Genomic DNA, 11,983 nt, shown 5'->3' with positions numbered 1-11,983 from the left:
TCATTTAATTATCTAAAATATTAATTTGGAGGGAAAAATAGTGAATAAGAGAATAAATATTGTTGCTTTTTTGCTTATATTATGCGTTGTTTTTACAGCTTGTGGAAAAAATAGTGCTGATATTGTAAAAAATAAAATGGCTAATGATGGTACAGATAAAAAAGATGGTAAAAAATTAGTATATACCACTTTCTTTCCTGTAGCAGATCTTACAAAGATGATTGTTGGAGATAAAATGGATGTAAAAATGATAATAAAGGGTAATGAAGAACCGCATTCATTTGAATTAAAGACTGATGATATGAAAAATATTATAAAATCAGATTTAATTATATATAACGGTGCTAATATGGAAAGTTTTATTCCTGATTTAGAAAAAGCGGTAGGCAATAAGGATAAGTTTTTAAATTTATCTCAAGGATTAACTTTACTAAAACAGGGAGATGGATTAACAGATGGTAACGAGCTTATAAATCCACATACATGGTTGAGTGTAAAAAATGCTATTGAACAGTTAGATACGATATATAAGAAACTTTCATCCATAGATCCTGAAAATGAATCATATTATAAGACTAATTTAGAAAAGTCACAAGAAAAATTTAGAGAACTTGATAAAAAATTTGAAACTGAATTAGCTAAGGTAAATAAAAAAGAGAAATATTTTGTTGTTAGTCATGCAGCTTTTAATTATTTAGCTAATGATTATGGGTTAAAACAGGTTGCCGTAACAGGAATTTCTCCTGAAGATGAACCTTCAGCAAAACAATTAAAAATTATAGCTGATTTTGTAAAGAAAAATAAAATCTCCACTATATTTTTTGAAGGAAAAGCAACTCCAAAAGTTGCTGAAACACTTGCAAAAAATACAAATACAAAAACATCTACAATGTATACAATGGAAAATTTAACACAAGAAGAAGCGAAGATGGGTTATTTAAAACTTATGGAATTAAATCTTAAAGCTTTGATGGAATCTTTTAATGAATAAAGTTTTAGAAATTAATGATTTATCTTTTTCATACGATAAAGATTATATATTAAAAGATATATCATTTGAATTAAGTAGTGGAGAGTTTATAGCAATAGTTGGTGAAAATGGTAGTGGGAAATCTACGCTATTAAATTTAATTTTAAGCAATTTAACCCCAAATAATGGGAAAATAAAGTTATTTGGAGATAATATTTTAAATGACAACCATTATAGAGATATTGCATATATATCGCAAAATGCAGTTAACTCATATAGAAATTTTCCTACTACAATAAATGAGCTTATAAATAATCATTTAAAGTATTTGAAAATTAAAGTAGGTTTGGAAGAATATTTAAAAATGGTAGGCTTAGAAGAACACAGATATAAGAGTTTAAGGCAATTATCAGGAGGACAATTACAAAGAGTAGGCATAGTGCTTGCTTTAATTAAAGATGCAAGTCTTATTTTACTTGATGAACCCACAAGTGCGATTGATAAAAAGTTTTCAAGAGAATTATTTACAATTTTGAGAAAATTAAGTGAAAAAGGTAAGACTATAGTAATAGTAACTCATGAATTAGCGGAAATCACAGATTATGTTGATTATATTATTCATTTAAGAGGTGCAAAGGCTCATAAACATAATATTAATGATTGGAAGGAATTGATAAAATGCTAGATATATTTGAATATGAATTTATGAGAAGAGCTTTTATAGTTGGGACATTTTTAGCGATAATCCTTCCTTGTATGGGATTACCTATAGTATTAAAGAGATTATCAATGATAGGAGACACATTATCCCATTCATCGTTAGCCGGATTGACAGTTGGACTGGCATTTGGGATACACCCGCTATTAAGTGCTATATTAGCGTGTATTATTGCAGGGTTGAGCATAGAATTTATAAGAAATAGATTGAGAGCATATCAAGAAATTTCAACAGTAATTATATTGGCAGCTTCTGTCGGATTAGCAGGAATATTTACAAGTTTAATTGGAAATACCAATTCTTTGAGTTCCTATTTATTTGGTTCAATTGTAACGATTAGTGATTTGGAATATATAATAGTATCACTTGTATCGTTATTAGTTTTAATTATATATACAGTATTATATAGACGTATATATATAAGTGTATTTGATCCTAAGGCTGCTCATATTTTAGGGATAAATATTAATATTATTAATTTTATGATAACTTTTTTAAGTGCTATCACTATATCTATATCAGCAAAAACTATAGGTTCTTTGATAGTATCATCTCTCTTAGTTATCCCTGTAATTTGTTCAATGCAATTTGCTAAAACTTATAGAAATACACTTATACTTTCGATAATATTTTCTATAATTTTTGTCCATGCCGGATTAATTATATCTTATATATATAATTTAAAGCCGGGGTCGGTTATAGTTTTGGTATCAGTGGTATGTTTGATAATATCTATGTTTATAAAGAAAAAATAGGAGGTAATTTTGAAAAAAGGAAAATTTAAATTAGTTTTGTCATTAGTGGCTGCTTTAGCCTTGTTTACAGGATGTGGAAATAATAAAAAAGAACAAAAAAGTCCTGAATTAAAAAAATCTGAATTAAAATCAGTAACGCCTGTATTTAAGGAAAAACAAAATAAATATAAAAATGATAAGACAACTGAAGTGCTTGTCGATGCGGAAATTGCAAAGGAAAATATAGTTAAAGTAGTAAAACATGGGGATCATTGGCATGTTTGGACAAAAGACGGTGTGGAGCATATAACATATACAGATCCGAATAAGCTTCAATCGGGAAAAAAACTTTCTTTAGTAAGTGTAGTATCGCTTGAAAAATTGAAAGAAATGGATGTAGTAAAAATCTTAAAACACGGAGATCACTGGCATGTGTACACATCTGATGGCAGTGAGTATTTAACATATGAAAATCCTGAATCAAGCTTTAGAAATGTAGAAATTGGAACCTATGTTGGAAATCATGGGAATAATCAATATTCTTCTGAAAATTATGATTCAAATATATCGGAAGAGTTAAGAGGTTCTGATGTAGTAAAAATTTTAAAACATGAAGATCATTATCATATATATACAAGAGATGGTCAAGAGTTTATAAGTTACTCAGACCCGAGAAATATGTATCCAAATGCTGAATTTGGACAATATGTAGGAAGCCATGGAGAAAGTTTTGGAGGGGCATCTTACGAGGTATCTAAACCAAGAAGTTCCCATAAAAATAAAATAATAACAGTAAAAGATAAAAATTCAAAATTAAATAAATTAAATAATACAAGTAGAAAACTTAATTTAATTTCAGTTGAAAATAACGATGAAAAATTAAAAAAATTGGATGTAAAGGAAATTTTACTTCATGAAAATCATTATCATATATATACAAAAGATGGTAGTGAGATAATTTCATATAATAAAAACATTCCAAACATATTTAAAGGGGTAAATATAGGAAAATATATTGGTTCACATGGAGATGTTCCAAAAATGAGGGAATCTGATTGGCCAAAAGGAATTGATAGGATAGTTGATCATGGGGATCATTGGCATTTATATAAAGGTAATGATGAAGTGGCTGTTGTCAGAGAAAATCCAAAGAATGTATATCCACATGCGGAATATATTGTTGAAAATTTAAATAAAAATAAGCATATTGTAGTTACTGAAAGTGAGAAATTTAAATATAGTGATGTAGAAGCAAAATTAGTGGAAAGTGTATTACCTTATTTAGATCCTAATCTTCAAGCTATGACTGATTTTGGCAGTCTTAGAAACGCAGAATATCCTGTTTATGGTTCAAATAATGTATATGATGATATATTTTATTGGTTACATGGTAATCACTATCATGCAATAAGTATAGATCAGATTATACAAAATGCAAAAGCTGGAGAATATGGAACTAATACTGCAAGAGATGTTGTTGCTACATTAAAATATAAAGTAGAAAATAAAGGGACGAGTTTAGAAGTAAATTATGATATTGATAGAACGGATGTACAAAAGTTCTTGATGAAAGAATATGGTATAAAAGATAAGTTAGAGGTATATAATATTGGAAATAATTTTAATATATATAAAAATGGAAAAACAATAACATTACATTTGAAAGATTTTTCATTGAAAGATGGAAAAGTTATATATTCTGGAAAATTACCTGGAATAGATGGCTCTATACAAGATGCAAAAAAAGATTATGAAGTAATTAATGCACCTAATTTATTTAAATCACCTGAATTTAACTCTAAAAAAGCTGATAAAATTAACAAAGATCAAGGAAATGAAGATGAAAAATCTAAAGTAGAACCAAAAAAATTACCTAATATAGAAAATAAAAATGAAAATTATGAAGGAGATTTAGAAAGTTCTATTTCTAAAAAAGAAAGCGATAATCTAAAAAAACTTGCCAAAGTTTTAAATACTACTGAAGAGGATGTTTTTGATTTTGTATATGAAAAAATACCTGCTTTATCACGTTTTGCAGACCTTGAAGTAAATGAAGATGGTACTGTAAAATATAAAGGTAAAATTTATAATTTAAAAACATTATCGTAAAAATCAAAATCTTAATATTTATAACAAATATAACCATTATAAAATAATTGTTCAAATAAATGATGTTGCAGAATAGATAATTCTATTTTGCAACATCATTTCATTTAGAAAAACTGTTTGGTATGCTATAATATTATAAAATATCTTATATGGGGAAAATTATGAATTTAAGATTGAAAAATTTAAATTATTTTATATTGTTAAAAATAATAACTTCCATTGCTTTATATTTATTTACTTATTTTAATCATAAAAATGCAAATATTATTTTTATGGTTATATATATCATAATGGGATATGATGTTTTGATTAAGTCTATTAAAAGCATAATTTTGTGGGACTTTTTTGATGAGAATTTTTTAATGTCTTTTGCAACTCTCGGAGCAATTTTAATTAATGAATATCACGAAGCTGCATCTGTAATGATGTTATATCAAATTGGAGAGTATTTAAGAGAAATATCGGTATCAAAGTCTAAAAAATCTATTTCCAATTTGTTAGATTTAAGAAATAAAAAATATTCAATAATTTTTGATAATCAGACAACTATGGTAGATTATAAAAATATAGTTGAAAATGATATTATTTTATTAAAAAAGGGAGAAAAATTACCGGTAGATGCAATATTAATTGAAGAATATTCTTCAATGGATACATCAAATCTTACAGGCGAATCTTTACCTAAAGGTTTTTATAAAGGAGATAAACTTTTATCTGGATATATAAATTTATCAAATCTCGTAAAAGTAAAGGCTGTATCTAATTATACTAATTCTACTATGAGTAAATTAGAGAATTTAATAAAGAATATGTCTAATAAAAAATCTGTAACAGAAAGTTTTATTAGAATATTTGCTAATTTCTATACGCCTATAGTGACAATATCAGCACTTTTATTAATTATAATTCCTACTTTGATATATGGAGAATTTGATAAATGGTTTTATAGAGCACTAGTTTTTTTAGTTATTTCATGTCCATGTGCTTTTGTAATTTCTGTGCCTTTAACTTATTTTGCAGGGATAGGAAAATGTGCGAAAAAAGGAATTATTGTTAAAGGTTCTAATTTTTTTGAAGAAGCAACTAAAATTAGTAAAATATATTTTGATAAAACGGGGACTTTAACAAAAGGAAACTTTAAGGTAGAGAAAGTAAATATTAAAGATGAATATTATAATGAAAAAATTTTTAAAATTATTTCATCTATGGAATCATTATCGTATCACCCAATTGCAAAGGCTATAAATGAATATTTTAAATTAAGTGTTGATACATCAGAAATAAGTGATTTTATTGAAATTAATGGAAAAGGGATAAAAGGAAATTATGGAGAAAATCAATTAATAATTGGCACTAGGAAATTTTTAAATGAAAATAATATATTGTTTGACTTTAATGAAGAGCTGGGAACTATTATTCATATAGCTTACAATTCAAATTATATAGGAAATATTGTAATAAATGACGAAATAAAAGCTCAAGCTTCTAAAGTAATTCAAAAAATAAAAGAAGATTTTAATTTAGAAAGTATTATGATTACGGGAGATAAGGAAGAGATTTCAAGGTATGTTGCAAATAAAATTGGCATAGATAGGGTATATGCTGAGTTGTTACCCGAAGATAAATTAAATATATTAAATAAAGAAATTGCATTAAATGAAAAAATTACATTTGTAGGAGATGGAGTTAATGATGCACTATCAATGGCTTCAGCTAATTTGGGAATTTCAATGGGAGATAAGGGAGCAGATATATCAATTGAAATTTCAGATATAATATTGATGAATGATAATTTAGAAAGCATATATAAATTTTTCTACATTTCTAAAATTACAAAAAAAATAGTATGGCAAAATATAATTTTATCTTTAGGTGTTAAATTTTCGTTTTTATTTTTTGCATTATTTGGATTAACCAATTTACATTTTGCAGTTTTGGCTGATGTAGGGTTGACATTAGTGGCTATATTAAATGCAATGAGGTTATTATATGTAAAAGTTTAAGAACAAAAGCATACCATTATCTTTAATCTGGATAATAAGTATGCTTTGTTTATTTTCCAATAATGGATAAATCTTTGTATAATTTCTCAAAAGTAATTAAATCAAGTAGTGAACAGTTAATGATATGATTTCCCAACAATATATTCATATCAGCATATCCTATAAATCCTTTATTTAATTCTTTTTTTACTTTATATTTAGTTACATCATATTCAAAAATCATTTTTTTTGCTTTATATTTTCTGAAAATATTATTTTCTAATGTAAAATAATAATTATTTACAACAAAATTATAATACATTAGTACTGAATAAATAACAAATGTGGATATAATGGCAAAGCTTACGTCAATAAAATTTGCTACTAAAATAAAAAAAATAAAGCAAGCAATTAAATTTAGAAAAAATGATGTAACAAATGATGATAAATTTCTTTTATATATTTTCATAATGTACCTCAAATTCAGTATATTTTATTAAGAGAAATTCTGCAAGTTTTTATATCTATATTTTTGCTATAAGCAAGTATAAACTTAATTTATTTTTTGATTTTTCATATTTATTATTGTATAATTTACATAAGCTAATAAAATATTTAGGTGCACCTTATTTATAGCTGAAGTACATTATGATGGAGGAAATATGAAAAAATTATTAATTGGTTTAAGTATATTAACATTTTTACTATTGCCTGGTAAAGGTGTAATTGCTAATCAAGATGATAAAGATATTAAAGAAAAAATAACATTAAATACAAAATCAGAAAAAGAAAAAAATAAAAAAGCTGAAATAACAAAAATAACTATTAATGATAAAGAGTTTACTGATAAGATTGAAGAAGTGGAATTTCCTTACGAGATAAAAATATATACAAGTAAAAAAGCTGATGAAAATTCTTCTATATCAACTCAGATTAAAGTTTTAAGCAAAACTTATTATGAAGTTAAAAATGATATTAAAGTATATGAAAATTATATATCCTTAAAGCCAAGAGAAGCTCTTTTAAACGGACAAGAATATCGTTTAAAAATAGAAGATTTTTTAAAAAGTGTTGAAAAAAGAACAGAATATTTTTCAAATACACTAAAAAAAGAATTAAAATTTAAGATATCAAATGATTTAAAAGAAGATTTAAAACTTGAAAAAGCTCTAATAAATGATGATTATAATAAGGATATAATTAAAAATAAAGATTATAAATTAACTAGTTCTGATACAAAAATTTCATTATATTTTAATCAACCTGTTTCATTAGAAAAATTTGAAAAATCAGTGGTTGATTATAATGGTAAAGGGATACATATTAATAAGGAAAATGAAAAGAGTTATTTGGATACTGCAAGATTAACTGATGAAATATTTGAGTTGATTCAAGAAAATGGTAAGTATAAATCAAAAATAACTTTTACTATGGTAGGCAAATTAACTTATGAAGACTCTTTAAGAGAACCATTAGCAAAAAACTCAAAATATACAATAACTATTGAAGATAGTATCAAAAATGCTGATAAGAAATCATTAAGTGAAAACAAAACATTAACTCTAAACACAGGAGATTTAGAAGCGAAAAAGTGGAAATTAGAAATTAAAGATGCTAAATTTATAGAACCTAAAAATGATGGTAAAGAGATTGAAATAGTAGGAGGTACAAAAGTAGTTTTAGAAGCTCCTCAAAAAGAAGGTTATGTATTTACACATTGGAGTGATCCGCATTATCTTGAGAAAGAGTTTCCTAAACTATACAAAGAAATTATTGAAAAAAGAAATAATAAAAAGCTTGAATTTACAATGCCTAATACAGATTTATACATTTATCCGGAATACAAAAAAATAAATAACAAAAAAGGTTGGGTTGATTTAGAAAATAGTTGGTACTATATAGATAATAACGGAAATATGTTAAAATCGGAATGGATATACGATAAGAAGTATTCATCATGGTATTATCTAAATGATAACGGTAAGATGGCAAAATCAGAATGGATATACGATAAGAAGTACTCATCATGGTATTATCTAAATGATAACGGTAAGATGGCAAAATCAGAATGGATATATGATAAGAAGTACTCATCATGGTATTATCTAAATGATAATGGTAAGATGGCAAAATCAGAATGGATATATGATAAGAAGTACTCATCATGGTACTATCTAAATGATAACGGTAAGATGGCAAAATCAGAATGGATATATGATAAGAAATACGCATCATGGTACTATCTAAATGATAACGGCAAGATGGCTAAATCACAATGGGTAAAACATACAGATAATGAATGGTATTATCTGTTAGATAATGGTAAGATGGCTAAATCTATGTTAATAGATAAATGGAAAGTAAATTCTAAAGGAATTTGGGTGAGATAGTTAAGATAAAGCTTCTCGAATATATTAAAATATGATTAATTAACTGACCTCAAAAAGTTGTATTTAAAATGGAATGTATGCTTATTTACTGGACTAATTCAGTAAAATATATACATATCAAAAACAACTTTGATGAGGTCGGTTTTTTGTGTCAAAATATTTTAATAAAAAATAATATCTTATTTTTTTACTTATAATTATATTTTAATGTTAATTAATGATTTAGTTATAAATTTTTTATTTGTAAACTATAGAAGAAAAATATAAAAATGTGATAGAATATATTTAATTGAATAAAATTTTAAGCAATTGTAAGATAATTTTTAATATTATCAATGTAAAAAAATTAAATAATATTATATTTTTAGGAGTAATTAAGATGATTACAGTTAATAATTTAAGTTTAATATTTCCCGATAAAAAATTGTTTGAAGATGTAGATTTAATCTTCACACCGGGAAATTGTTATGGAATAATAGGAGCAAATGGAGCAGGAAAATCAACATTTTTAAAAATATTGTCCGGAGAAAAAGAGCCAACAAAAGGTAGTGTTTCTTATCCGAAAGATGTTAGATTAAGTAAATTAAATCAAGATCACTACGCATTTGAAGAATATCAAGTATTGGATACAGTATTAATGGGAAATGCAAAACTTTATGAAATAGCAAAAGAAAAAGAAGCTATTTATATGAAAGAAGATTTCTCTGATGAAGATGGGATGAGAGCTGCTGAATTAGAAGCAGAATATGCCGAAATGGGAGGATATGAATCAGAAGCAGAAGCATCCACTTTACTACAGGGATTAGGAATTGACGTTTCGATGCATTATATGCTGATGAGTGAATTGAAAGAATCAGATAAAATTAAAGTTTTATTGGCACAAGCATTATTTGGTAAACCGGATGTACTTTTACTTGACGAACCTACAAATGGTATTGATTTAAGAGCGGTACTTTGGTTACAAGAATTTTTAATTAATTTTGAAGGAATTGTTATAGTTGTTTCCCACGATAGATATTTCTTAAATGAAGTGTGTACAATTATGGTTGATATTGATTTTTCAAGAATCAAGATGTTTACAGGTAATTATGATTTTTGGTATGAATCATCTCAATTAGCATTAAAAATGGCTAAAGATGAAAATAAGAAAAAAGAAGAAAAAGTAAAAGAATTAAAAGAATTTATTCAAAGATTTTCCGCTAATAAATCAAAATCGAAACAAGCAACATCAAGAAAAAAATTATTAGACAAGATTACTTTGGATGATATTCAACCTTCTACAAGAAGATATCCTTTTGTCGGATTCACATTATCCAGAGAACCCGGTAATGAAATTCTTAATGTTGAAAATCTTACTATAGAAGAAAATGGTAAAAAATTAATTGATAATATGTCATTTAGAGTAGAAAAAAATGATAAAATTGGTTTTATAGGAAATGAAATAGCTATAAGTAAATTTTTTGATTTAATTTCAAAAGGAAATATTGACGGTAATAACTCATTTAAATGGGGACAAACCATTACAACAGAATATTTTCCAAAAGATAATTCAGAATATTTTGAAAATAGTCCATATAATTTGGTGGATTGGTTAAGACAGTATTCAAAAGACCAATCAGAATTTTTTATAAGAGGATTTTTAGGAAAAATGTTATTTTCTGGAGATGAAGTATATAAACAGTCTTCAGTATTATCAGGGGGAGAAAAAGTTAGAATGATGTTTTCTAAAATGATGGTGGAACCTGCTAATTTAATAATTTTAGATCAACCAACAAATCATTTAGACTTAGAAAGTATAGAATCAGTTAATAATGGCTTAATAAATTATAAAGGTAATTTGTTGTTTACATCTTTAGACCATCAATTTGTAAATTCTATAGCAAATAGGATTATTGAAATTTTTGATGATGGATCATATAGAGATGAAAGAATCACATATGATGAATATATTGAAAAATATGTTAAATAAGAATGAGGGAAATTTGAATAGAGAAAATAATAGCTTAAGAGATAGAAGAGAAAAAATAAAAAGACAAAAAAAAATAAAAATTTATAGGATAATAAAACTGGTTTTTATATTTGTGCTTTTCATTTTTGTTGTATTTGCTGTAAGAGCATTGTTTTTAAAATTTTCAAATAATGAAGATAAAACAAAGATAAAAACAGAAAATAAAGCTGAAAAAAACAATCAGAAAGTAGAAACAAAAAAGGAAACAAATAAAGAAAATGCAAGCAATAAACAAGACGATAATGTAAAAAAGGATGGCGAAACCAGAAAATTAGGAGATATAATAATTGAGAGCTTAAATGGAGTTAATAGATTTCAAAAAGGGAAAATTATAAATCCGTTTGCAGATGTTAAATTTGAAGAAAATGATTTAAAAGAAAGAATTGAAAAACTTGATGAAAGTTTAAAATTGAAAATTGAAAGATATCCGGAATCAAAATCTACAGTTTTGAAATATCAGGATTTTAAGGATGATAATTCAGAACTTGGAGATGTAAAAAAAGACTATGAAAATTCTAGAGATTTCAATAGAAAGGTAAAACTAAATTATTTAAATCAGTGGGATATAAGATGGGGTTATGATAAAGTCGACGATGAATATATTGCTATATCAGGCTGTGGACCAACAACATTAGCTATGATTTATTCTGGATTTACAGGAGATACTTCAATAACGCCTTTTGAAATGGCTCAAAGAATGAATAAACTTGGATTATATACAAAAGCTGGCGGAGAATATGGAATATTCACTAGCGGTGCGAAGGATATTGGTCTTACTGGATATGAAATTCCTTTAAGCAAAGAAAGTGTTGAATCCGAGTTGGAAAAAGGTAGGGTAATTGTTGCTCTTGTAGTTAATAATAATATTGGAGATTTTACTCAATCATCAGGACACTATATAGCGATTTCAGAAAAAATAGATAATGGTAAATTTTTAATTTATGATGTAAATTCATATAAAAATACGAATAAAGAATGGGATTTTGATAGGATTTTTTCTCAAACAAAGTTATTTTATTCTGTAGGTAAATAATTTATATAAAAAAAGGCTGATGCAAAATAACTAAAATAA

The 11,983-nt window shown here is 25.7% G+C and carries 9 protein-coding genes; 8 read left to right on the top strand and 1 reads right to left on the bottom strand.

The features are described from left to right. Positions 1–40 precede the first annotated feature (40 nt). The 5 genes from EQF90_RS05470 to EQF90_RS05450 all read left to right on the top strand — a co-directional run bounded on the left by EQF90_RS05470 (position 41) and on the right by EQF90_RS05450 (position 6,534). Positions 41–991 carry a metal ABC transporter solute-binding protein, Zn/Mn family gene (locus EQF90_RS05470; protein WP_245151230.1) on the top strand — a complete coding sequence of 317 codons (951 nt, stop codon included), beginning with the start codon at positions 41–43 and terminating at the stop codon, positions 989–991. Further along, positions 984–1,655 carry a metal ABC transporter ATP-binding protein gene (locus EQF90_RS05465; protein ID WP_134711160.1) on the top strand — a complete coding sequence of 224 codons (672 nt, stop codon included), beginning with the start codon at positions 984–986 and terminating at the stop codon, positions 1,653–1,655. The genes EQF90_RS05470 and EQF90_RS05465 overlap by 8 nt, the downstream gene beginning before the upstream one ends. Further along, a complete protein-coding gene (locus EQF90_RS05460) occupies positions 1,649–2,443 on the top strand; it encodes a metal ABC transporter permease (protein WP_134711158.1) in 795 nt (264 codons plus the stop codon). The genes EQF90_RS05465 and EQF90_RS05460 overlap by 7 nt, the downstream gene beginning before the upstream one ends. 9 nt (positions 2,444–2,452) lie before the next feature. After that, the gene (locus EQF90_RS05455; RefSeq protein WP_134711156.1) at positions 2,453–4,531 is read left to right on the top strand and encodes a hypothetical protein; all 2,079 of its coding nucleotides are present in this window, start codon (positions 2,453–2,455) and stop codon (positions 4,529–4,531) included. 161 nt (positions 4,532–4,692) lie between these two features. Continuing rightward, positions 4,693–6,534: a heavy metal translocating P-type ATPase gene (locus tag EQF90_RS05450; protein WP_167604039.1), complete on the top strand. Its 1,842-nt coding sequence runs from the start codon at positions 4,693–4,695 to the stop codon at positions 6,532–6,534. 49 nt (positions 6,535–6,583) lie between these two features. On the opposite strand, the gene EQF90_RS05445 is transcribed toward EQF90_RS05450, so the two are convergent. Continuing rightward, positions 6,584–6,982 (bottom strand): hypothetical protein, encoded by a 399-nt coding sequence (locus tag EQF90_RS05445; RefSeq protein WP_134711152.1) that lies wholly within the window; start codon positions 6,980–6,982, stop codon positions 6,584–6,586. Between the two features lie 193 nt (positions 6,983–7,175). On the opposite strand from EQF90_RS05445, the gene EQF90_RS05440 reads away from it, so the two are divergent. The 3 genes from EQF90_RS05440 (at position 7,176) to EQF90_RS05430 (ending at position 11,944) form a co-directional block, all read left to right on the top strand. Continuing rightward, positions 7,176–8,903, top strand: coding sequence for an N-acetylmuramoyl-L-alanine amidase family protein (locus EQF90_RS05440; protein ID WP_134711150.1), 1,728 nt, complete (start codon positions 7,176–7,178; stop codon positions 8,901–8,903). Positions 8,904–9,282: 379 nt separating this feature from the next. After that, entirely contained in the window at positions 9,283–10,872 is a 1,590-nt protein-coding gene (locus EQF90_RS05435) for an ABC-F family ATP-binding cassette domain-containing protein (RefSeq protein ID WP_134711148.1), read from the top strand. Positions 10,873–10,885: 13 nt separating this feature from the next. Beyond that, positions 10,886–11,944 carry a C39 family peptidase gene (locus EQF90_RS05430; protein WP_167604037.1) on the top strand — a complete coding sequence of 353 codons (1,059 nt, stop codon included), beginning with the start codon at positions 10,886–10,888 and terminating at the stop codon, positions 11,942–11,944. Positions 11,945–11,983: the final 39 nt, after the last annotated feature.

It is taken from the genome of Helcococcus ovis, assembly GCF_004524775.2.
GTDB classification, from domain to species: domain Bacteria; phylum Bacillota; class Clostridia; order Tissierellales; family Peptoniphilaceae; genus Helcococcus; species Helcococcus ovis.
This window is presented reverse-complemented; position numbering and strand designations above follow the sequence as displayed.

Coding starts and splice junctions, on each gene's coding strand:
- EQF90_RS05445 (WP_134711152.1), bottom strand. CDS start 6,982: ATGAAAATATATAAAAGAAATTTATCATCATTTGTTACATCATTTTTT.
- EQF90_RS05435 (WP_134711148.1), top strand. CDS start 9,283: ATGATTACAGTTAATAATTTAAGTTTAATATTTCCCGATAAAAAATTG.
- EQF90_RS05460 (WP_134711158.1), top strand. CDS start 1,649: ATGCTAGATATATTTGAATATGAATTTATGAGAAGAGCTTTTATAGTT.
- EQF90_RS05440 (WP_134711150.1), top strand. CDS start 7,176: ATGAAAAAATTATTAATTGGTTTAAGTATATTAACATTTTTACTATTG.
- EQF90_RS05465 (WP_134711160.1), top strand. CDS start 984: ATGAATAAAGTTTTAGAAATTAATGATTTATCTTTTTCATACGATAAA.
- EQF90_RS05450 (WP_167604039.1), top strand. CDS start 4,693: ATGAATTTAAGATTGAAAAATTTAAATTATTTTATATTGTTAAAAATA.